This window comes from Nonlabens sp. Asnod3-H03 (assembly GCF_045063665.1).
Taxonomy (GTDB): Bacteria; Bacteroidota; Bacteroidia; order Flavobacteriales; family Flavobacteriaceae; genus Nonlabens; species Nonlabens ulvanivorans.
The window spans coordinates 2,234,301-2,256,112 of record NZ_JBEFOD010000008.1; the positions used below are offsets into that span (position 1 = coordinate 2,234,301).

General features: G+C 35.3%; 20 protein-coding genes. 9 read left to right on the forward strand and 11 right to left on the reverse strand.

Annotated elements, in window-relative coordinates:
• The first annotated feature begins 64 nt into the window (after positions 1-64).
• Positions 65-1,996 (forward strand): T9SS type A sorting domain-containing protein, encoded by a 1,932-nt coding sequence (locus ACJJVI_RS13410; RefSeq protein ID WP_405352346.1) that lies wholly within the window; start codon positions 65-67, stop codon positions 1,994-1,996.
• Between the two features lie 84 nt (positions 1,997-2,080).
• Here the strand turns inward: ACJJVI_RS13410 and ACJJVI_RS13415 are convergent, their stop codons facing one another.
• Positions 2,081-3,709, reverse strand: coding sequence for an acyl-CoA carboxylase subunit beta (locus tag ACJJVI_RS13415; RefSeq protein WP_405352348.1), 1,629 nt, complete (start codon positions 3,707-3,709; stop codon positions 2,081-2,083).
• Between the two features lie 116 nt (positions 3,710-3,825).
• Here ACJJVI_RS13415 and ACJJVI_RS13420 point away from each other — a divergent pair, with 116 nt between their 5' ends.
• The 3 genes from ACJJVI_RS13420 (at position 3,826) to katG (ending at position 8,855) form a co-directional block, all read left to right on the forward strand.
• The gene (locus ACJJVI_RS13420; RefSeq protein ID WP_405352350.1) at positions 3,826-4,989 is read left to right on the forward strand and encodes an aspartyl protease family protein; all 1,164 of its coding nucleotides are present in this window, start codon (positions 3,826-3,828) and stop codon (positions 4,987-4,989) included.
• A gap of 77 nt (positions 4,990-5,066) precedes the next feature.
• Positions 5,067-6,461: an aminotransferase class V-fold PLP-dependent enzyme gene (locus tag ACJJVI_RS13425; protein ID WP_405352352.1), complete on the forward strand. Its 1,395-nt coding sequence runs from the start codon at positions 5,067-5,069 to the stop codon at positions 6,459-6,461.
• A 153-nt stretch (positions 6,462-6,614) separates the two neighbouring features.
• Positions 6,615-8,855: a catalase/peroxidase HPI gene (gene katG / locus ACJJVI_RS13430; protein ID WP_405352354.1), complete on the forward strand. Its 2,241-nt coding sequence runs from the start codon at positions 6,615-6,617 to the stop codon at positions 8,853-8,855.
• Positions 8,856-8,927: 72 nt separating this feature from the next.
• Here katG and ACJJVI_RS13435 read toward each other — a convergent pair whose 3' ends face one another.
• The 10 genes from ACJJVI_RS13435 to ACJJVI_RS13480 all read right to left on the reverse strand — a co-directional run bounded on the left by ACJJVI_RS13435 (position 8,928) and on the right by ACJJVI_RS13480 (position 16,827).
• Positions 8,928-10,571: a SulP family inorganic anion transporter gene (locus ACJJVI_RS13435; protein WP_036581213.1), complete on the reverse strand. Its 1,644-nt coding sequence runs from the start codon at positions 10,569-10,571 to the stop codon at positions 8,928-8,930.
• Positions 10,572-10,701: 130 nt separating this feature from the next.
• Entirely contained in the window at positions 10,702-10,851 is a 150-nt protein-coding gene (locus tag ACJJVI_RS13440; RefSeq protein ID WP_160165390.1) for a hypothetical protein, read from the reverse strand.
• Positions 10,852-11,015: 164 nt separating this feature from the next.
• A complete protein-coding gene (locus ACJJVI_RS13445; protein WP_042270334.1) occupies positions 11,016-12,293 on the reverse strand; it encodes a DEAD/DEAH box helicase in 1,278 nt (425 codons plus the stop codon).
• A gap of 57 nt (positions 12,294-12,350) precedes the next feature.
• Complete coding sequence (locus ACJJVI_RS13450) at positions 12,351-12,776, reverse strand: hypothetical protein (protein WP_042270332.1); 426 nt, start codon at positions 12,774-12,776, stop codon at positions 12,351-12,353.
• Between the two features lie 66 nt (positions 12,777-12,842).
• Positions 12,843-13,502, reverse strand: coding sequence for a hypothetical protein (locus ACJJVI_RS13455; protein ID WP_405352358.1), 660 nt, complete (start codon positions 13,500-13,502; stop codon positions 12,843-12,845).
• 109 nt (positions 13,503-13,611) lie between these two features.
• Positions 13,612-14,169 carry a CPBP family intramembrane glutamic endopeptidase gene (locus ACJJVI_RS13460; protein ID WP_042246337.1) on the reverse strand — a complete coding sequence of 186 codons (558 nt, stop codon included), beginning with the start codon at positions 14,167-14,169 and terminating at the stop codon, positions 13,612-13,614.
• Between the two features lie 188 nt (positions 14,170-14,357).
• Positions 14,358-15,149: a TPM domain-containing protein gene (locus tag ACJJVI_RS13465; protein ID WP_405352360.1), complete on the reverse strand. Its 792-nt coding sequence runs from the start codon at positions 15,147-15,149 to the stop codon at positions 14,358-14,360.
• Positions 15,149-15,601 (reverse strand): TPM domain-containing protein, encoded by a 453-nt coding sequence (locus ACJJVI_RS13470; protein ID WP_348036182.1) that lies wholly within the window; start codon positions 15,599-15,601, stop codon positions 15,149-15,151. Before ACJJVI_RS13470 ends, ACJJVI_RS13465 begins: the two co-directional genes overlap by 1 nt.
• Entirely contained in the window at positions 15,594-16,217 is a 624-nt protein-coding gene (locus tag ACJJVI_RS13475; RefSeq protein ID WP_006797160.1) for a LemA family protein, read from the reverse strand. Before ACJJVI_RS13475 ends, ACJJVI_RS13470 begins: the two co-directional genes overlap by 8 nt.
• Positions 16,218-16,488: 271 nt before the next feature.
• Positions 16,489-16,827, reverse strand: coding sequence for a single-stranded DNA-binding protein (locus ACJJVI_RS13480; protein WP_006797161.1), 339 nt, complete (start codon positions 16,825-16,827; stop codon positions 16,489-16,491).
• A gap of 320 nt (positions 16,828-17,147) precedes the next feature.
• On the opposite strand from ACJJVI_RS13480, the gene ACJJVI_RS13485 reads away from it, so the two are divergent.
• The 5 genes from ACJJVI_RS13485 (at position 17,148) to ACJJVI_RS13505 (ending at position 21,771) form a co-directional block, all read left to right on the forward strand.
• On the forward strand, positions 17,148-17,780 hold the full coding sequence (locus ACJJVI_RS13485; RefSeq protein ID WP_405352363.1) for a hypothetical protein: 633 nt from the start codon (positions 17,148-17,150) through the stop codon (positions 17,778-17,780).
• A gap of 86 nt (positions 17,781-17,866) precedes the next feature.
• Positions 17,867-18,388: a hypothetical protein gene (locus tag ACJJVI_RS13490; RefSeq protein WP_405352365.1), complete on the forward strand. Its 522-nt coding sequence runs from the start codon at positions 17,867-17,869 to the stop codon at positions 18,386-18,388.
• Positions 18,389-18,466: 78 nt separating this feature from the next.
• Positions 18,467-19,687, forward strand: a complete 1,221-nt coding sequence (locus ACJJVI_RS13495) for an MFS transporter (RefSeq protein ID WP_405352367.1) — start codon at positions 18,467-18,469, stop codon at positions 19,685-19,687.
• A gap of 85 nt (positions 19,688-19,772) precedes the next feature.
• A complete protein-coding gene (locus ACJJVI_RS13500; protein WP_042246329.1) occupies positions 19,773-20,249 on the forward strand; it encodes a hypothetical protein in 477 nt (158 codons plus the stop codon).
• Between the two features lie 70 nt (positions 20,250-20,319).
• Positions 20,320-21,771, forward strand: coding sequence for an FAD-dependent oxidoreductase (locus ACJJVI_RS13505; RefSeq protein ID WP_405352369.1), 1,452 nt, complete (start codon positions 20,320-20,322; stop codon positions 21,769-21,771).
• Positions 21,772-21,812: the final 41 nt, after the last annotated feature.

A 21,812-nucleotide genomic window follows, 5' to 3' on the forward strand; every position in this document is an offset into this window, starting at 1 on the left:
TATACCCCAAATAGGGTATTTTAAACTCTATGCTATGATTGTAGTTTTGACTAAACTACATATTATGAAAATTAAATTACTTATTATCATTGGGTTTGTGCTCAATATTTCATTAATGACAGCTCAACCTAATGATTTTATGGTTGGCTTATATCAACTTACAAACGGGACTACCGGAGTAGGTTCTGCTTTTACAGCTTCTAATTTTAATGAAACAGATGTTTTTATTTCAGTCGGAAACACACCTAGTGAGAGAGTATTTACGATTCAATTACTACCTGAATTTAATGGCGCAACAGTTTCGGTAGTTTTAGACTTGTCAAATAATGAAATAGCTGTTCCCTTATTAGACACAACCCTACAATGTACCACGGCTCCTAATATCATCTATGATGAGGCTAGTGCCGGTAACAACTCTTTATGGAGTATTACTAGTGGTGATAATAATTTTACTATAAATTATACAGAAAATACCATGGCTGCTTGTGGGATTCCAACCGCTCAAGCCACGTTTAATCTATCCAAAATAAATGTTCCAGCAGGACAAACTATAATTCCTGATGATAATTTTGAACAAGAACTAATCGCTTTAGGTTATGATACGGTATTAGATAATTTACTAGATAGCGCAAATGTAAGTGCCGTAAACACTTTAGATATATCTAATAAAGGTATTAGTGATTTAACCGGTTTAGAGGCGTTTGTTGCCCTAGACACATTAAGAGCAAATGATAATTCCATAGCTACATTTAACTCTCAACTAGTAAATAATGCTCGCTTTGTGAATCTAGATAATAACTCTATTACTACAGTGGACATGAGTTCAACAAATTCAATAACTTATGCCAGCTTTATTTTTAATTTTAGCTTACAGAATATCGACATTTCTGGAGCTATCAATCTTGACTTTCTAGATGCCATAGGCGGAACCTTCTCAAGTATAAACACCAATAATAACCCCAGTTTAAGAACCTTAAGACTTGCATTTGCAAGTCAATTAACATCCATAGATGTTACTCAAAATCCTTTATTAGAACGACTAGAATTACTATCCTGTCCATTATTAACAGGTATTAATATTTCTCAAAATCCGCAGTTAGAATACTTAAGATTTGGTTCAAATAATTTTGATCGCACCAGTACTGACTATCCCATAACATCAATTGATTTTACTAACAACCCAAACCTTATGGATTTAATCAACATTGGTAGTAGAATAACAAATCCAGATTTCAGCCTTTTGGGTAGTGTAGAATCTCTTTTTTGGGAAAATAGCGAACTTACCGCAGTAAATATTAATAGTAACGTTAACTTGATTGAGGTTGGTTTCGCAAACAATCTTTTAAGCACAATAGACTTCAGTCAGAATGTTTTATTAGAAGGCGTTTATTTCAATAATAACAATTTAAGCAATTTAGACCTTTCAATGAATAGTGCTCTACAATTTCTAAGAGCAGGAGACAATAACCTAGGTCAATTAGATTTATCTTCAAATGCTTTACTCACATTTATCGATGTAAACAACAATCAATTAACACAACTTAATTTAAATAACGGTGCAAACGGTCTGCTTGCTGCAAATGACCCAACAGATCCTACCAATCAAAACTTTTGGAGTTTTAATGCTCTTAACAATCCAGTTCTTACTTGTATTGAGGTATCTGATATAACCTACATGAATAGTAATTTTGTAAATAACATCGATCCTACAGCTTCATTTAATATGAATTGTGCAACAGCCAGTATAGTCGACATAGAAGTCGATTTGGAACTATTTCCTAATCCTTCACATGATTTAGTAAATATCAACACAATGAACTCATCTATAGAAGCTATTAGTATATATGATATCACTGGTAAAAACATCAAACGTATACAGTTGAAAAATCAGAGTAACAAGTATGCACTTAATATTGAAAACCTAAGTAAAGGACAATATTTACTTGTAATTGATACCAACAATGGTAGAATTGCTGAAAACTTCATTAAGAACTAGTAACTATAATTTTTCTTTAAAAAAATAAAGCTCCAAAATCATTCTTGATTTTGGAGCTTTATTTTTGTTGTGTTATTAATTTAATTATGTCTGTATAACGCCTAAGTTAAAATCCTTTGTTATAGGTGCATGATCTGCAGCCTCTATTCCCATAGAGATCCACTTACGTGTATCTCGTGGATCGATAACACCATCAGTCCATATGCGTGACGCAGCATAGTATGGAGATACTTGCTCATCATAACGATCTTTTGTTTTTGCAAATAATGCTTTCTCTTCCTCTTCAGTCAGCTTTTTACCTGACTTTTCTAGCGATGCTTTTTCAATTTGCATCAGTACTTTTGCGGCACTATTACCGCTCATCACAGCAAGCTCTGCACTAGGCCATGCTGCTATTAATCTAGGATCATAAGCTTTTCCACACATCGCATAGTTTCCAGCTCCATAACTATTTCCAATCACGATAGTAAATTTAGGAACAACAGAATTGGAAACAGCATTTACCATCTTAGCACCATCTTTTATGATGCCGCCATGTTCTGACTTAGAACCTACCATAAAACCAGTTACATCTTGTAAAAACACTAGCGGTATTTTCTTCTGATTACAGTTAGCTATAAAGCGTGTAGACTTATCTGCACTATCGCTATAAATCACACCGCCAAATTGCATCTCACCTTTCTTGGTCTTTACAATTTTACGTTGATTTGCTACAATTCCTACCGCCCAACCATCAATACGAGCATAACCTGTAATAATAGTCTGTCCATAGCCATCCTTATAAGGTTCAAAAGTATCTGCATCTACCACTCTATTGATGATTTCCATCATATCATATTGTGCAGATCGTTCTCTAGGAAGTACTCCAAATAATTCTTCAGGATCTAGAGCTGGTTTCACAGCCTCTACTTTACTAAATCCTGCACGATCATAATCACCTATTTTATCGATGATGTTTTTGATTTTATCAAGTGCATCTTTATCGTCTGCAGCTTTATAATCAGTCACACCGCTAATCTCGCAATGTGTAGTTGCTCCACCTAGGGTTTCATTATCAATACTTTCCCCTATTGCAGCTTTTACTAAATAAGAGCCAGCAAGAAAAATACTTCCTGTTTTATCAACGATAAGTGCCTCATCACTCATTATAGGTAAGTAAGCACCACCAGCGACACAACTACCCATAACCGCAGCAATTTGAGTAATTCCCATACTGCTCATCACGGCATTATTTCTAAATATGCGTCCAAAGTGTTCTTTATCTGGAAAAATCTCATCCTGCATTGGTAAATAAACACCAGCGCTATCTACTAGATAGATAATAGGCAATCTATTTTCCATAGCAATTTCTTGTGCTCTCAGGTTCTTTTTACCAGTAATAGGAAACCAGGCTCCAGCTTTTACAGTAGCATCATTTGCCACCACCATTACTTGTCTACCTTTTACATAACCTATTTTAATAACCACGCCACCACTAGGGCAACCACCGTGTTCTTTATACATTCCATCACCTGCAAATGCCGCTATCTCAATACAATCTTCTGGATTATCAACCAGATAATCAATACGTTCTCTAGCTGTCATCTTGCCTTTAGAATGCAATTTTTCAATGCGTTTCTTTCCGCCACCTAGATGAACTTCACCTAGCCTACGCTTTAAATCTGAAAGTAGTAACTTATTATGATCTTCGTTTTTATTGAAGTTGATGTCCATGTATAGAATGTTTGCTCAAAAATAGCGATTTTAGATGTTAGAAAAATGTGAATTATTACGCTTTCGCGAAAGCGTACCCATCTTAACCTCTATCTTTAAAAGTTAAATTATTGATTATGAAAAAACTGGTCTACTTAATATTAATCCTAACTATTATAGGTTGTAATAGTCTTTCTAAAACACTCAATGGTGGCAAGGTGGCAAAGGATGATTATATGGAAACTATAAAATTTAATTATGATTATAATTTTGCATTAATAGATGTAGTGATCAATCAAAAAACCTATACTTTTTTAGTAGATACCGGTGCTCCTACCGTTATTTCTAACCAGATTTATAAGGACCTTAATATTAATCCGGCAAATAGTACGAACGTAACAGATTCCCAAGGACAGTCCAATAATCAAGAGGTCGTTATTATACCAGAAGTAAGGATAGGAAATCTAATTTACAATGATATAGGAGCTATAGTTGCAGACCTGCGCGATGTTTTTGAATTCAACTGTATGGGAATCGATGGAATTATAGGCGCTAATCAGATGGCAAAATCTTTTTGGAAATTTGATTATCAAAATCATGAAATAACAATAACAGACCAGCTTGCTAATTTTGATATTACCAGTTATGAGGATCGTCTTAACTTCTTTACTAGCAATCAAAAAACTCCATATGTAGTCGGATTTGTAAATGGTGTTTCTACAACATACACTTTTGATACAGGATTTGCTGGGCATCTAGATGTTGATAGTGACATCGCAGATTTTGATGATGCCATAGGTTTTGTAAAATACGGCAGTTCTAGTGTCGGGCTGTACGATGTAAAAGACTCTATTTCTACTAGAACAATAAAAATAGATAGTTTAAGAATAGGCGATATAGATATGGGACAACAAATCGTAGAACTGGATCATGGTAGTTTGATAGGTAATGACTTTATGAATAAACATGACATGATTATGGATTGGTCTTCTAACCTTATTTATCTCAAAAAAATAAAAGAATATGAAAAAGGAGAGAAAAGTGTTTTTGGATTCCAAACAAGATTTAAAGAAAACAAAGCTATTGTAGTTGCTGTGATTAAAGAGGTAGATTTAGATTTACAAATAGGCGATCAACTATTAAGTATCAACGACTATAATTTAAGAGAACTTAATGATCAAACGTCCTGTGACATTTATAACGATTTTGATTTAGAAAAATTAGAAACGATAGATATCATCTATTTACGTGATGGTAAAGAGTACAACACCACATTAAAACGGGTAAAACTCATAGAATAAAATAGCGATACATTAATTCCTCCATTATATTTTCTTAACTTAGGCAAGACATTGAAAACTAACCATTAACATAAGTCATGTTAAGCAGCCTATATAAAAAACAAACAGCCCAAAAACCCACTTTACTACATGATACATATTTTAACGATTTAAGACGCAAAGAGTACTCGCGTCTATGTCAACAGCAACATACGTATCTAGACTTTACTGGTGGTAACTTATATGCTCAATCACAACTTGATGAGCATCAATCTTTATTGCGCAATAATGTATTAGGTAATCCACATTCTGGAAACCCTTCTAGTTTATTAGCTACACAATTAGTTCAAGAAGCCCGAGATAAGGTTCTTACTTTTTTTAATGCTAGTGAAGACTATCAATGCGTTTTTACACAAAATGCCAGTGGTGCCTTAAAGATTGTAGGAGAATGTTATCCTCATAATAAGGATAGTCACTTACTTATGCTTGCAGATAATCATAACAGCGTGCATGGCATGCGAGAGTATTGCAGCAAGCAAGGTGGCAGCTATAGTTATGCACCACTTAACTATGAAGATCTTATGATAAGCGATCAAGATCTGGAGGAAAGTCTTCAACAACATGCATATAAAAAGAATAAATTATTTACTTATCCGGCACAATCTAATGTATCTGGAGTAAAACATGATCTAGAATGGATTAACAAAGCACAAAGTAATGGATGGGATGTGTGCCTAGATGCCGCAGCTTATGTACCCAGCAGCCCTTTAGATTTAAAAAAGTATCAACCAGAATTTGTTGCTGTTTCATTTTATAAAATATTTGGATATCCTACAGGTCTAGGTTGTTTATTAATAAAAAAATCTGCTTTTCATAAACTAGAAAAAAAATGGTTTGCTGGCGGCACAGTTCAGTACGCTAGTGTAAGCAATCCTTTTTATTTTCTGGCAGATGACTATGAACGTTTTGAAAATGGCACCATAAGTTATCTAGATATTCCTGCGGTCACCATAGGCCTTAATTACATCAGTAAAATAGGTATGCAACGTATTAATGAACGCATCACCTCTATGACTAAGTACTTATATCAATCTCTTAAGGACATACGTTATAACGATGGCTCTAGGTTTATACATTTATTTGGTCCATCATGTCGTGAGACTACTGGTGGGACAATTATTATGAACTTTTTTAATCCTGATGGAGCATTAATATCTGTATATGATGTTGAAGAAAAAGCAAACCTTATGAATATATCTTTAAGGTCTGGATGTTTCTGTAATCCTGGAATTGATGAACTTAATAATCACATTACAAATGACGGTATCGAGAATGAATTTTATACCTCTGATAATAGTAATCGCAAAGATTTAGTTCGTAAATTAAAAAATATGCGTGGTGCAACTCGTGTTTCTGTAGGCATTGCTACCACACAAAAGGATCTAGATCACTATGTGGAGTTTGTGAAATCCGTAAGAGCTGAATTTTCTTAATTCAATATTTATAAATTATAATCAAAATATATTGACTTTTATTACGTGATAGTTTTTACTTATATCAATGTAACTATAAGAAATTAACATTCTTAAAACGAAACCTATCTTATACCTAATTTTAACCATAATCTAATTTAAAAAATTCAACATATGGATTCCTCTAATAATACAAAAGTATGGGACATCAATAATTCTGATGCCGTTGCAAAATGTCCTTTTATGGGTAGCGCTACACCTAATACAGCTGGTCGTGGTACACGCAATAAAGACTGGTGGCCTAATCAATTAAGATTAAATGTTTTGCGCCAAAACGCACCTAAATCAGACCCAATGGATCCAGATTTTGATTATGTGGAAGCGTTTAATAGTTTAGATATGGAGGCGTTAAGAAAAGACTTGACGACATTAATGACAGATTCACAAGATTGGTGGCCAGCAGATTATGGGCATTATGGTGGATTCTTCGTGAGAATGGCTTGGCATAGTGCTGGTACCTACCGTGTCGGTGATGGACGTGGTGGATCATGTTCTGGTAGTCAACGATTTGCTCCTTTAAATAGCTGGCCTGATAATGGTAACCTAGATAAGGCTAGATTGTTATTATGGCCTATTAAGCAGAAATATGGAAAAAGTATCTCATGGGCAGATCTTATGATACTTACAGGTAATGTTGCGATGGAATCTATGGGGCTTAAAAAATTAGGTTTTGCTGGTGGTCGTGAAGATATTTGGGAACCAGAACAAGATATTTACTGGGGTAGTGAGACAGAATGGTTAGGAAACGATGCTCGATATGAAAATGGTGAATTAGAAGGAACTCTAGGTGCTGCGCATATGGGATTGATTTATGTAAATCCAGAAGGACCTAATGGAAAACCAGATCCAATGGGTAGCGCACACGACATTAGAGAAACCTTTGGTCGTATGGCCATGAATGATTATGAAACGGTTGCATTAGTAGCTGGTGGTCATACCTTTGGTAAAGCTCATGGTGCTTCAGACCCAGAGAAGTATATGGGACCAGAACCAGCAGGTGCTCGTATCGAAGAAATGAGTACAGGATGGAATAGCAGCTATGGTACTGGACACGGTGATGACACTACCACCAGTGGTCTAGAAGGTGCATGGACTCCTAATCCAGATCAATGGGATCATGATTACTTTAGAGTGTTACTAGATTATGAATGGGAACTCACTAAAAGTCCAGCAGGCGCTCATCAATGGAGACCTACTGACGCATCTAATGCAGATCGAGCTCCTATGGCTGGTGACTCTTCAAAACGTCAGGATTTAATGATGTCAACAGCAGATATAGCCTTAAAAACAGATCCAGAATATCTTAAAATATCTCAACACTTTAGAGCAAATCCAGATGAGTTTGAAGACGCTTTCGCAAAAGCGTGGTTTAAATTAACACATAGAGATATGGGACCTACCACAAGATACTTAGGTAATGACATCCCAGAAAAAGAAGAATTATGGCAAGACCCGATTCCAGAAGTTACTCATGAATTAATCAATGATGAAGATATTAGCAATCTGAAATCTCAAATTTTAGATAGTGGTTTAACGGTTCAAGAATTAGTATCCGTAGCATGGGCAAGTGCTTCAACTTATAGAGATAGCGATAAACGTGGAGGCGCAAATGGTTCACGTATAAGGCTAGCGCCGCAAAACCAATGGGAAGCAAATAACCCAAAACAATTGCATAAGGTTCTTGATGCATTAGATAAAATCCAAAGCGACTTCAATAATGCACAAACTGGAAGCAAACAAGTTTCTATGGCAGACTTAATCGTTTTAGGTGGTAACGCTGCGATTGAAAAAGCTGCAAAAGCTGCTGGACATGACGTTGCTGTGCCTTTTAACGCAGGAAGAGCAGATGCTACTCAAGAGCAAACGGACATTGAGTCTTTTACTTATCTTGAGCCGCGTGCAGACGGATTCAGAAACTTCTTAGGTAGTGAACAAAAAGCGGCTGGTGAAGACTTATTGATTGATAGAGCTAACTTACTGAGCTTATCAGTACCAGAAATGACTGTCCTAGTAGGTGGATTAAGAGCAATGAATACTAACTATGATCAGTCTAACTATGGTGTTTTCACTGATCGACCAGGTCAGTTAACTAATGACTACTTTGTTAACGTATTAGATCTAAGCACAAAATGGCAATCTAAATCGTCTGCAGATTTATTATTTGAAGGACGTGATCGTAAGACTGGTGACTTGAAATGGACAGGTACACGTGTTGATTTAATATTCGGTTCTAACACAGAGTTGAGAGCTATAGCAGAAGTTTATGCAAGCAATGACAGTAAGAATAAGTTTATAGCAGACTTTATCGCTGCGTGGCATAAAGTGATGAACTTAGATCGTTTTGATTTAAAGTAATAACTTAATAGAATGAAATAAAAAAGGTGGACTTAATCAGTCCACCTTTTTTTGTGTATTATAATTATAATATTAAACCTCAGCATCTAGTAAATCTGTTGCGATGTGATATCTCGGGTCTTCGATACTACTTTCTATGATGGTATCAAACTCTGGACTATTCTTAATTAATAGCTGCTTACATTCTGGGCTCAGGTGTGTTAACTTAATTTCTTTACCTAGGTCTAAGTATTTATTAGCTACACCTCTTAATGCTTCTATACCAGAATGATCTTGTACACGAGCCTCTATAAAATCGATTTCTATTTTATCTGGATCATTTTTAGGGTCAAATTTCATATTGAAATCTGTTACAGAGCCAAAAAATAATGGTCCCCATATTTCATAAACTTTAGTCCCGTCATCTTTAATACTTTTACGAGCTCTAATGCGTTTTGCACTTTCCCATGCAAACACTAAGGCTGATATAATTACACCTACAAATACAGCAATCGCAAGGTCAAATATTACTGTTACTACAGACACAATAATTAAAACTACAGCATCAGACTTAGGTATTTTACCCAGTATTCTAAAACTAGACCATGCAAAGGTCTCTATTACCATCATAAACATAACACCTACTAGAGCTGCAATAGGCACTTGCTCAATATATTGATCTGTAAAAAGTAAGAAAACTAGCAATGTTAGGGACATCATAACACCACTTAAGCGTCCTCGTCCACCAGCATTTATATTAATAACGGTCTGACCTATCATACCACAACCACCTGTTCCACCAAAGAGTCCACTAACGATATTACCAGCACCTTGAGCGACACACTCACGATTACCACTACCTCGTGTTTCTGTCAGTTCATCAACTAGATTCATGGTCATTAAGGATTCAATTAATCCTACGGCTGCTGCGAGAAATGCATAAGGCAGTATGAATTTAAAAGTCTCTAGACCTAGTGGTAGTTTTTCCCATAACTCTGTATTAAAAGTTGGTAATTCACCTTTTAAACCAGTACCACCACCATCTCTTATGTAAGAACCTACTGTGCTTACTCCTTCCATGTCACCCAATATAACAATTGCAGTAACAACAATAATAGCGGTCAACGCAGCAGGGATTTTTTTTGTGAGTTTAGGAAGAAAGAAGACTATCGCCATTGTAAGCGCCACTAACCCTATCATGATATAAAGCTGGGATCCTTCCATATAGCTCGCAACATAATCCGTGACACCATTCTCATCAACAACAGCCGTTCTGTTTCTAAACATTTTTACTTGTGCCCAGAAGATGACTATAGCTAGACCATTCACAAATCCCATCATCACAGGATGTGGAATCAATCGCACAAACTTCCCTACCTTAAAAACACCAGCTAATACTTGAATAATACCCATTAAAATAACTGCAGCAAACAGGTAGATGTACTGCATGTTATCCACAGGCACTTCCATAGCAAGGCCTTTTTCATGACCTTCTATTATTAGATCTGCAAAAATTACAGCAACAGCACCAGCCGCACCAGATATCAATCCTGGTCTACCGCCAAAAAGAGCTGTAATCAAACCGATCATAAAGGCTCCAGAGAGCGCTACTAAAGGATCAATCCCGATAACAAAAGCAAATGCTACTACCTCTGGAATCATCGCGAGAGAAACAGTGATACCTGAAAGAATATCGTCTTTAGGGTTCTTTGTAAAATTATTGAAGATCTTGCGCATGCTGCTTGATTTTTAAGCGTGCAAAAATACGTCTTTAAAAAGAATAATGTGAATTACGCTTTCGCGAAAGCGTAATCAATAATTGATAAGGTATATCCATCAACACTCGCCATACCGTAAAGGCTTAATGTTAAATACCCAAGTGATCTTGATCACAGTAGTAATCGTGTAGGCTTAGGTTTTCACAATGTTTCTCTGCAATAAGCGGTGATTGATTTTTATAAGCGCCTTTTCTAAATATTTCAATAAGATTGAATAATGATTTTACGGGATTTTTCATGATGTATCGTTTTATGATTAATGATGATACAAAGATGAAAAGACTTTAAGGTTTTGAGAAGATGTGTTGTTCCCTATCAATGATTGATTATTCCCTTAAATAGTGAAAGCCACGATTCAATGGTTTAAATCGTGGCTTTTATAGATGGAATTAGAAAATCGTAATTAATATCTTCTTCTCGGCTTATTGCCACCAGTATTTTTTGATCCGCCAGATTTAGGCTTCCCATTACCTGATCCCGTTTTACGTTGTGGTCTACGACCACGTTGACCTTGTTTTTTCAAACTAGGCTCTGCAGCGTCTTCCATTTTAAAAGGGTACTCATGATCCTCTATTACAGGAATTTGTTGTTGTATCAATTTCTCAATATCTTTTAGGAATGGTCGCTCTTCAAGCATACAGAAAGAGACTGCAAGACCACTAGCACCTGCTCTACCGGTACGACCTATACGGTGTACATAAGATTCTGCAACGTTAGGCAAGTCATAATTCACTACATAGCTCAACTCATCAATATCGATACCACGTGCCGCAATATCTGTAGCTACTAATGTTTGAATTTTCCCGTCTTTAAAATCACCTAGAGCTCTTTGTCGAGCTGCTTGAGATTTATTACCGTGAATGGCTGCACTACCGATTCCTGCTTTTTCTAGATCTTTTACTATCTTATTAGCACCATGTTTTGTACGTGAGAACACGAGTGTAGAATCTAATAACTTAGTTTCTAAAAGCTCGATTAATAATGCTGTCTTGTGCTTTTTATTAACATGATAGATTTGTTGCTCTACTTTCTCTGCAGTTGTTTTTTCAGGTGCGATAGTCACACGCTCAAAATCACCTAAGATTTGTTTAGATAACTCTACAATAGTTTTAGGCATGGTAGCACTAAAGAAAAGCGACTGTCTCTCATGAGGCAATAATTTCAGTAGTTTTTTAATATCATGGATAAAACCCATATCCAGCATTTGATCTGCTTCATCTAGGACAAAGTATTCAATATGCTTTAAGGTAATAAAACCTTGATTAATTAAATCTAGTAATCTACCAGGTGTTGCGACAAGAACATCGATACCACTTTTAAGTCTATTGACTTGTTGTGCTTGTTTAACACCACCGTAAATAACCGTATTTCTAATATCAGTATACTTTGCATAGGCCTTGAAATTCTCATCAATTTGTATAGCAAGTTCTCGTGTAGGTGTTACTACTAGTGCTTTAATAGGTCTGCGCCCTTTAGGCGGTGCACCGTTATATAAATGTTGTAAAATTGGAATTGAAAACGCGGCTGTTTTACCGGTACCTGTCTGTGCAACTCCTAATAAATCTTTCCCTTTTAATAAAACAGGAATGGATTGCGCTTGAATAGGTGTAGGATTTTCATATCCTTGGTCTTGCAGCGCACGCAAGATAGGCTCTACGAGCCCTAGTTCTTTAAATGTCATGAATTGTATTAAGCTACAAAGGTAAACTAATTAAGCTGGGCAAACGTACCCAGCTTATTATTGTATTTGCAATGAGTAAAAACGCTCATCGGTATAAGAGCATAAAGAATCTCCATCTTCTAATGGACCGTCATCATCATCAAACACTAGATATTGTGGTTCTACTTCTAGAAAAACTTCTATACTGTATCTACCAGGTGACTGTGGTGTACCAAAAATATACAAGTCCTGTCCTACAAATTCATAATCCATTCCAGCGGGCAAACCAGTTACTGTAAAATAATACCAGTAATCGCGGTCTCTAGGTTCGTTTCTAATTTCGGCTCTAATAAAGTCTTCATAGTAAACGCCTTCTGTACCATCTACAAAGTCCGTATGTGGTAAGTGTGGACGTGTGTTAACAATACAGTCTGTGACAGGATCACAGCTCATCATTACCGTAGTCGTAAATATCAATAAAATAAGTCTCGTAAAATTTTTCATAATCCTGGCTTTAATTAGCTATATCAAAACCTTTGCCAGAATGATTTTACTCATCTCAAGATTTACTTACTCACCAGCGCTTTGCTCTAACTCTTTAAGCAACTCATCATAATCGATTTGTAAACCACTATCATCACTCTCTACGTCATATTCTAACTGCTGGATCGTTTCAACCGATTGATAAAAAGCTGGAAAATAACGATCTCTTCTATCTGTTAAAGTCCAGCAAGTAATATAAAATATATCGTGATCACTTTCAATAGTTGTGATAATGTAGGATACATTAAGACCATCAATAGAAGCGTTTGCCTCTACTATCATAGCAGGCATATCATTAATAACCGTTGTAGTTTTTTCTTTTACTACATCATAAGTAAAAGCCTCAGTCATGGACTCTAATTGCATGTCCATATAATTCTCTGCATAAGAAAGACTATCATTTCCCATACCTAAGATTTCACTAGCAAAATCAAAATCAGTCTTCGACTCTGCCATGACGATCATGTAGGTCTCACGGAACATGTTTTGCATTTGCATCTCTGCATCTTCATTTAAGTCTGCTGTTTCTGTTAAGTAATCCGGCACTTTAATGCTGAATTTTTTACTTTCAAAAAGCTTAAAGTCTTTTTCTACATCTAGTTTTTCAGGTGTATTAGATCCACCTAGACAGCTAGATAACGTTGTTAATAATACAAAAATGAAGGATGCTTTTAATAGAATTTTCATGAAATGAGGTAAAAGGTTGGTTAAAGGTTTCGCTTATGCGAAAAAGTAATTACAACACAAATGTACTATTATTTGAGCCCTTTTATACAACCGCACACTACTACTCTATTTACATCTCAAAATACTTCACAAACAAAATAGATGGTATCATCAATACGCCATTATACAAAGCATGAAACAGCATAGAATAAAGTAAGCCTACCTTTACACGTATCAATCCTAGAAATAAACCAGTCACGATTTGTGGTCCAGTGATGATAGGCAATAGTAGTATGGTCGTTAAACTAACTCCATAGTTTGAGATATGTACAGCACCAAAGGCTAACGCAAACAAATAAAATATCCATCTAAAATCACTGCGATCTACCGTACGGAAAAGTGTTATAGGTGCTCTAAAAATTAATTCTTCTAGCAATGGCGCTAGCACAACAGCAGCCATCAAAATAAAATAGACAGACTCGTTCTTTACCATGTCCATGACCGCATGATTATCGGTATCAATAAGACCTAGAGCTTCAATACCATAAATAAGAATGGAAAAAGCGATGTTACCAACCATGATCATCCAGAACGATGTCCAGAATAATTTTACCTTTTGAGTATTGAAAACATTATCACCTTTAAGGCAATCGGGATTTTTAAAGTAATCGAGAATATCTTGAACCATCTAACTTATTTTAAAAGTTAGTATGGGATAAAGCAGATTTGTTACAGTTGGAATATTAGGTTATTGGTAATTGTTAATTGTTAATTGGAACATCACAAATCTAAATTCAAGGATTGCAACGATAACCTATCGTGATTGTGACCGTTTCTATGCTTGCAATAGAGTCTTTATAAATTGTAGTCCATCCACTACCAGCCACCGCTAGCACCACCACCACCAAAACCGCCGCCGCCAAAGCCACCACCGAAGCCGCCGCCGCCAGACGATCCACCACCAAAACCACCACCGCCAAAGCCGCCGCCCATACTACCACGCCCCATATTGCTCAGGATGATAATATCAAGTAAAGATGGATTACCACCACCACGACCACCATTATTGCGGTTATTTTTACTAGCGCTTAAAATGATGAAAAAGAGAAAAATCCCAAAAATGATCAAAGAACTCCATGGAAAATCTTCTTTAGTAAAATCTCGTGATTCTGTAAATTCTCCAATTAATACTTTAAAAATAGCATCTACACCATCGTTAAGACCAGCATAATAATCGCCTGTCTTAAAACGTGGTATCATAACGCCATTAATAATGCGCTCAGACAATAAGTCTGTCATGCGGTATTCTATACCATAACCGGTGGATATATCGACCTTACGATCTTCTATAGCCAGTAAAATGACTATTCCATTATCTTCTTTTTCCTGACCTATGCCCCATTTTTGTCCCCATTGTGTGGACACCATAGAGATATCATCGCCTTTAGTAGATGTAACGATAAAGACCACAATTTGTGTAGATGTAGAGTCTGCATAGCGCAGTAATTTATTTTCTAGCGATACACGTTGTGACTGGTCCAACAAACTGGCATAATCATACAGTGATGTCTGTAAATTATCTACCGGTTTTGGCGGAATGATAAATTGCCCATATGCCTGTAAAGTAACCAGCAACAACAATCCTATAATAAAATGGAGCTTCTTCATTAACTGGTCGTTATCTCATCTGGTAGTTCATTGACATCATCTACATCCCATGGGAAATAGCACGCTAACTGTTCACCGGTAAGGTGTATGGCATCTATAAGGCCTTTGTGAAATACGCTTTCGCGAAAGCGTGATACCAACAACTCTTTAATACTTACCCAAAAATCGTCTCCTACATGCTGGTGTATCCCATGATCACCGATAATGGCAAATTTGCGATCTGTAACGGCTATATAAAAGAGGATACCGTTTTCATCCTTTGTATTATCCATTTTAAGTAGATGAAAAATCTCTTGCGCACGTACATAAGCGTCACCAGCGCAGTGAGATTCGAGATGTACTCTTATCTCACCACTTGTGGTACGTTCTGCCTTTCTAATGGCGGCAATGATTTGCTGCTCTTGTGAGGCAGTGAGAAAATCTTCTACTTTAGAACCCATGGTATTAGTCAAATAAGTCTTCTACAACAGGTGCGGTTTCTGATCCAGCCTCTGCCTGGAAATATGGCGAACCAGTAAAGCCAAACCATGATGCATAGAATCTACCTGGTATCATACCTATGTGTGCGTTATATGCTTTAACGTCACCATTGTAACGGTTACGCTCTGTATTGATACGATTTTCTGTACGTTCTAGTTCGTTGATGAGTTCTAGGAAATTCTCATTGGCTTTAAGGTCTGGATAGTTCTCATAGGTAGCGAGTAAACGTCCTAGTCCAGAACTTACCGCACCTTGTGCCTGAGAGAATTCTTGAATTTGCTCACTGGTTAAGTTTGATGCATCGACGTTAATAGAAGTTGCTTTGGCACGAGCTTCTATCACTTGCGTCAGTGTTTCTTGTTCAAACTCTGCATATTTTTTGGCCGTTGCGACTATATTAGGGATAAGATCTGCACGACGTTGATAACTACTTTCTACGTTTGCCCATTGCGCTTGTACATTTTCTTTAAGTCCTATCGCGTTGTTATACCAGCTGTATGCGTTAATCGCGATAATAATGGCGATAACCACTACACCTATTAATCCTAATCCTGCGCAACCTAAGCCCGCAAATTTTGCTTTACTCATAATCTTTTATTTAATGTAATTGATTGGTATCTAATTAAGGTCTAAAGTTACAAAAAAGAATGGTGGACTGTTAAAAGGAATCGGGATGTTGCATGCTATCCGACTAAGGTGAGTTTTGTATCTGTTAAACGCTTTTTTGCGATCTTAATGCAGTAGATTTATTATTTTAAAGAATACTATATTCCTGTTGAAATAGCAGATAGCTTCCCTATGGTTTCATAAAAAAAGACCTGATTACTCAGGTCTTTTTAAATATAAAATGGATAGTGGTTTAAGCTTTATTTCCCATAAGAAGTAGCTCGCTGCATACAATCTCTGTAACGTATCTTTTGATACCATCTTTATCTTCATAAGATCTAGAGGTCAGTTTTCCCTCAACACCTATTTGGTTCCCTTTTTGAACGTACTGCTCTACAATGTCTGCGGTTTTTCCCCAGGCGATAATGTTGTGCCATTGGGTATCGTTTACTAGCTCGCCTTGCTTGTTTTTATAACGATCTGTTGTTGCGATAGAGAATTTTGCCAGTTTATTACCAGAGTCTAAAACTTTGATTTCTGGAGTCTGACCTAGGTTACCAATTAACTGTACTTTGTTTCTTAATGTGCTCATAATTAAATTGTTTTTGTATGGATTAAATTAGTTTATATATCGTGACATCACAGTTTGTTTGTTGATGACGGTGCAAATATGTGACGAGTTAAAAGCTGTATAAGTATTTTAAACGTTTGTTTACGTTTATTTACGTTTGTAATGGTTTAAATCTGATAAACCTGCTTTAAAGTGTTGATTATGAAATTCTGAAAGTTTGCAAAATATTAAAGCATCACGTTGAATAATCAATTTTAAAATTGAAATGACTTTTAAACAAGTGTAGGAGAAGGTTTATATTTGGGTGGATGTAAAGTGATAGCTAACATTCAAGAAAACATATGCGAAAAATTATCTTTCTGATTTTAATTTTACAATCCTCTTTTTTGTATTCTCAAATACAGCAATACTTTTTTGTAGATGATGTGGAAGTTGTTGAACGTCTGTATGTGAAAATTTGTGTGGGAGAAAATGGTGAAACAATTTCAGTAACTGAAATACCAGAAAGAACAACCTATAAAAACAAAAAAAATATACAACAAATTATAGACTATAGAAAAAATATTCATTTTTTAAAAGGAAGTAAGTACAGTAATAAATGTTTTGATTATTCCTTTACAATTGTGAGTTCCAAATATCAATCAATGGAAATGCTTAGTACAGATTGCTTTTTTAATTTTGGAAAAGGTGAATATACATATACAAACCCTGAATATCAAGACGTTAAAATAATAAGGCGTAAAAGAAAACAAATTGAGAAAACAAAAGACTCCAAAACTGTTTACCGTATTGAATGGGTCACACCTTGTCATTACGTTCTGACTTATTTAAGAGTTTCTGAACCAGAAAACGAATACCTAATAGGACAAAAAATAGATGTTAAAATAATTGATGTTCTCGAGAATGGAAATTACGTCTATTATTCAAATTTATCTAATAGAACATATGGATTTGGAGAAATAAAAAAACTGTAAAAACGTGTGGTAACAATAGTTACTAGAAATTGTTTTTCTTAGCAACTATATATCAATTGTACTTTGTAAGATTTACTCGATCAATAATGAGAATAATAATACTTATCGTAACAACAATTGTAATTTCAAGTTGTAAGTCTAAAAACATCAACTTAACAGATTACGGGAAACTTGATACGCGATTTATTTGTAGTTCTGAAAACTATGAAAATGCAAATTTAATTTTGAGAATTAAAGACACCGAATTTAAGTTCAGTATTAAAGAATTTGAAAATAAAATGATTAATCGAAATTTTGGGCAACACAGAGATGAATTAGCACTATTAAAAAAACTACAGAAAAATAATAATTCTAGCATCTATCTTATTCAAACTGAAAATGGATATTTAACTAAGTCCGGAGTAACTATAAATTCAATTGATAGTTACGGAATGACCATATCACTTGATGAGCTTTTTATTGCAGGGAATTTCTATCTTAAGTCACCTAAAAAAACTAGATGCATTGAACATATAGGTTGGATACCAAATTATCAAGGAACAATCTATTCCGAATGGGTTATGGAAAAAAAAATCATCAAAAGAATTGAATTGGGATATGTGAACTAATTAATAAAAACCGTGTAAGTTAATATTGAAGGTAGGTAAAGTCTATGTTGTAATTGATTTACTCAACCAACAGACTGAATGGAAAAAATTCAAAATCAGAATCATACAAAAGAAACACTCTACTACTCTATTTCTAGAATGTTGGAAAGAGCATCTTTTTATGGCTTTCGTGCTATTGTTATATTATATATGGCCGGAGAAAGCTTAACAATGAAAAGAACAGAAGCATTAGCAATCTATGGTGTGCTTATAGGCTCTTTAGTTTTCTCTCAAATTCTCGGTGCTATTTTCGGAGACTTATTTGTTGGAAATAAAAAATCAATAATATTCGGTGGAATTATGCAAGCAATAGGAGCTTTTAGTCTTTGCATCGCTTCAACCACTGGTTTTTATGCAGGCTTAGTTCTTATCGTCTTAGGCAACGGACTTTTCTCTCCTAATATTATTTCAAATTTTGGAAAATCATATTTAAATAAGACTAAACTATTAGATTCAGGATTTACAATATTATATCTCGCAATAAATCTAGGTTCATTCCTTGGGATTTTAATTATTGGTTATATGGGAGAAAGATATGGATACAATATTGGATTTATTATATCTGGAGTATTAAGCTTAATTTCAATAATACCAGTCTTTATTGTAGCAGAGAAAAGATTGGATAAAGTTGAGAAGAATTCATTATCAATAAAAAAAAGAATTTTAATTATTTTAATTGCATTAATTGCTGTTGCATTATTTTGGCAATTGCATGAAATATCAAGCCTTCGTACTTATGATTTGCAATTACAATTAAGTGAAATATCAACATTAGGTATTCCAAATCATTTGTGGCAATCAATCAACTCTATATTCATTTTACCAATTAGTATTGTTACAATTATTTTGTGGACTTATTTTTACAGTAGTCAATTCTTTAAAATAATTATTGGATTTATTTCTGGAGTACTATCATTCGGGATATTATTCTTAATTCCAGAAGTACCGACTGAACAACATACTATAACCTATCTTGTTTCATTGCTTTTTCTAGGTATCGCTGAAATTCATATCTCGCCTATAATCCAGTCTGTTTTGACAAAATATTCTAACCCTAAATACTTAGCAATTCTATTTAGTTTAGCTTTTTTACCGAACAGGTTATTTTCTATTATTTTTGGATTATTTAACGACAGTTTATATGATAATCCAATGTTAGGTTTGAAAATTGGAATTATAGGCTTAATAATTATTGGAATCGGATTGATTGGTTTTGTATTCTGGAATAAAAAAGTAACTAATAATGAGCTAAGGCATTAGTCAACAATACTCTTCAATAATTTGAGATACTATTATTCTAGAATTATAAAACAATACACAAAATCATTTTTCATAATGTGACCTGATGAAATGGAGTAAATTAAGAAAAGAGTTAAAAAATAGACTAGCAGATAATTTAAAAGACAGACTTGATTATCATTTGACTACATATCAAAAATCGACAGGTCATTTAGGAAGAGCATGGATTACTTGGGATGGAAAAGAGATTTTAAATTTTTCTAATCAAGACACATGGAATGAATTTCAGAGCTACTCAAATGAATTAGCCGAAACTCATTACATTTCTCACGAAAGAATAAAATCAACTGATAGAATAGAAGGGAATATAGTGGAGAAAGGCGAGTTTTCAAAATATGATTTTGCAGACAATGCTTTCTACTTTTTGAGCCTTAATGTACAAGAAGCGATTAAAAGTTATAATCCAATAATAAAAGCACTTGCAGTAGTTGATAAGCGAATTGGAAAAAGAACTTTAAGAGAATTAAAAAAATCAGAAAATCATCCACTTATAAAGCACTTAATTGAATTGAGAGCTGAATAAAAAGAACTATGAACGATACTTCAAGCTTCTTTATCTTTACCATTCCATAATTTTTAGATTTCTAATACCATTGAGTAACGAGCAGCAACATCATTCTTGCTGGACCAGCTGTCCAGATTGTCAAGGTCGAGGCAAGAAAAGTGGCCGCTTGCGCAAAAAAGATAAGTTGGCTTATCAAAAAGCTTTAGAGCAATTTGAAAACAGTGATCAGAAAGGCATCGCTCCTACTCGACCTAAAGCGCATTTACACATTTGTAAAATATGCCATGGAAAAGGTATTATCCCTTCTACAAATTTCCCAACACCTGACGCAGAGAACTATCCGCACGTGGCTATTATCGGTGGCGGAATCGGTGGTGTAGCGCTTGCAGTAGCTTGTTTACATCGTGGTATACCGTTTACTTTATATGAACGCGACAGTAGTTTTGATGCAAGATCACAAGGTTATGGATTAACCTTACAACAAGCTAGCAAAGCTATTGAAGGCTTAGGAATCGAAACGCTTAAAGATGGAGTGATATCCACAAAACATGTAGTACATACACCTGAAGGTAATGTTGTTGGTGAATGGGGAATTAGAAAATGGTTGCCATCAGAAAATAAACCATATCCAAAACGAACCAATATTCATATTGCGAGACAATCCCTTAGATTAGAATTAATCAACCAATTAGGTGGACCTCAGCATATTCAATGGAATCATCAATTAATCGATGTCCAAACTAACCCAGAAAACGGTGGAGCATTGACTTTTAATGTCGACGGAGAAAAGAAAACCGTTCGAGCAGATTTAATTGTAGGTGCAGATGGTATACGCAGTACGGTGCGCAAACAACTTATAGGAGAAGAACGCACACCTTTAAGATACTTAGGCTGTATTGTGATTTTAGGTATTTGCCCTTTGGACCAACTTAAGAATGTGGAAAGTTCTTTATTAGATTCGGCAACGGTTTTTCAAACTGCCAATGGAAATGAGAGAATCTATATGATGCCATATGATGCTCATTCTGTAATGTGGCAACTCAGTTTCCCGATGTCAGAACAAGAAGCTAAAGATTTAAGTTTAAAAGGTGCTCAAGCCCTAAAGACTGAAGCCCAATTAAGAACTCCATGGCATGATCCTATTCCGCACATTCTCGAAGCTACTAAAGAATCAGATATTACCGGTTATCCTGTTTATGATCGTGAATTGTTAAATCCAGACTTATTAAGTCATAGTAAAATGGTGACCTTAATAGGTGATGCGGCGCATCCTATGAGTCCATTTAAAGGACAAGGCGCAAATCAAGCTTTACTGGATGCTTTATCCTTAGCTCGCTGTATCACTATGGGTTGCAGACCACAATCCAACTGGCGAGAAGTAGGATTAAAGAAAAGTGTCTTAAAAGACTTTGAATCTGAAATGCTTCAACGTACCGCTACTAAAGTGAAAGATTCGGCTGCCGCAGCACAATTTCTACATTCTGATGTTGTACTTCATGAAGGTGATGAACCTAGAGGTCGTTGTCTAAAACGTAGATAATTGTACCAGCCCAAATCAATTAATATTAATGTTTTACTTAA